3 protein-coding genes are annotated in these 1,808 nt (G+C 39.5%); all 3 read left to right on the top strand.

What is annotated here, in order from left to right:
- A partial coding sequence (locus tag AC1DRF_RS25915; RefSeq protein ID WP_477742066.1) for an aminotransferase-like domain-containing protein occupies positions 1-665 on the top strand: 665 nt, incomplete at its 5' end.
- A 5-nt stretch (positions 666-670) separates the two neighbouring features.
- Positions 671-1,273 carry a dienelactone hydrolase family protein gene (locus AC1DRF_RS25910; protein ID WP_477742065.1) on the top strand — a complete coding sequence of 201 codons (603 nt, stop codon included), beginning with the start codon at positions 671-673 and terminating at the stop codon, positions 1,271-1,273.
- Between the two features lie 107 nt (positions 1,274-1,380).
- A partial coding sequence (locus AC1DRF_RS25905) for a GNAT family N-acetyltransferase (protein ID WP_477742064.1) occupies positions 1,381-1,808 on the top strand: 428 nt, incomplete at its 3' end.

The following is a 1,808-nucleotide window of genomic DNA, read 5'->3' as shown; positions in this document are numbered from 1 at the left end:
CCTTAACGCGAGAAAGACGTCAGCGAATGATCGAACTTGCGAACGCATACGACGTGCTGATTGTAGAAGATAATCCGTACGGAGGAGTCCGATTTGCAGGAGAAGCGCTGCCCCCGGTTAAGCATTTTGATACAGAAAACAGAGTGATTTACATCAGCACATTCTCTAAAATTTTTGCACCAGGTCTTCGAATCGGCTGGGTATGTGCAGACGAAGCTTTCATTGATAAGTACGTAGCGTTTAAGCAAGTGGCTGACTTGCATACGGACAGCTTTGCTCAGCGCGTAACGGCTAAGTACATGGAGCTTTATGATATCGAAGAGCACATTCAAAAAATTAAAGCCGTATACAAAGAGCGATGTACCCAAATGCTATCGTGCATCGAAGAATTTTTCCCGGAGAATTTGTCTTACAGTAAGCCAGAAGGCGGATTGTTTATTTGGGTGGAACTGCCCCAAGGAATCGATTCAGCACATATCTTTTCAGAATGTCTAAAAAATAACGTAGCCTGTGTGCCTGGAACGCCATTCTTTCCAAACGGCACAAGAAACAATGCGCTGCGCTTGAATTATTCTAATATGTCTGCTGAACAAATCGTTGAAGGCATGAAGCGCATGGGAGACGTATTGCATCGTGAATTGACAAGGGAAACGACTGTTTTATAAAAGTAATGGAAAAATCAAATAAAGCGATTTTATTAATTCATGAAATATACGGTGTGAATGATCATATGAAGTTTATGAAAGAGAAATTGTCTAAGTTAGAGGCAGATATTATCTGCCCTAACTTATTATCTAAAGACGCTCCTTATAGCTATGAAGAAGAAGGAATGGCTTATCAAAACTTTGTTCAAAACATTGGTATTGATGAGGGTTCAAGACAAATTACTAACATGTTAATTCAACTAAAACAAGAATATGAAGAAGTAGGAGTTATAGGCTTCAGTGTAGGAGCGACAATGTCGTGGCTATGCAGTGAAAGCAATTTGTGTAACTTTGTGATTGGCTGTTACGGATCACGCATTAGAGATTATGTAAATAGAAGTCCTGTTTGCCCAACTCTTCTTATTTTTCCTGCTGAAGAGCAAACATTTGATGTAGACTCTTTAATAAATTCATTAGAGCAAAAAAGAGAGCCGCTTTTGAAAATCAAAAAGTTTTATGGCGTTCATGGTTTTATGAATCCTTTTTCACAAACCTTTAATAAAGAATCAGCAGACCAAGCCTTGCAAACAATAAGTGATTTTCTCGAAAAACAATTAGCTGATCACTAGCTATGTATTCTGAAAGTGATACCTTACAATAAGCAGAAACTGACTCTTTTCCAGTACATATACATGTATTAACATTTTCTTTAGACGTATCGAAAAGGAGCGAGGTTATGCTACAGTCAGGTGAGCTTGTAGGAACAGCGGTAAAGCTAGTGCCGCTTGGGAAAATGCATGAACAAGGACTCTATGAAGCTGCAAAACCGAAAGGAATTTGGGAGCATCTCCCCGTAAAAGTTCATAGTCTAAGTGATATGAAACGGCTGATTGAAAGTGCTTTAGAAGCAAAGCAAGAGGGAAGAGAGCTGCCTTTTGCTGTGTTTGATATAAAGTCACATTCAATTGTAGGAAGCACGAGATTTTTAGATATATCACTTCCCAACAAAAGCGTAGAAATAGGTTGGACGTGGTACCATCCGTCCGTGTGGCGCACCCGGGTTAATACGGAGTGTAAGTATTTATTGTTAAAATACTGTTTTGAAGAGCTGAAGCTTCACCGCGTTCAATTCAAAACGGATGTACGAAACAATAGGTCCAGAGC

The sequence above is a fragment of the Priestia sp. P5_B4 genome (genome assembly GCF_056400385.1).
The sequence above is the reverse complement of the archived record's forward strand: the minus strand, read 5'-3'. Positions and strand labels throughout refer to the sequence as shown.

Bases quoted from the DNA above. Each gene is read 5' to 3' on its own strand.
- AC1DRF_RS25910 (WP_477742065.1), top strand. From the start codon at position 671: ATGGAAAAATCAAATAAAGCGATTTTATTAATTCATGAAATATACGGT.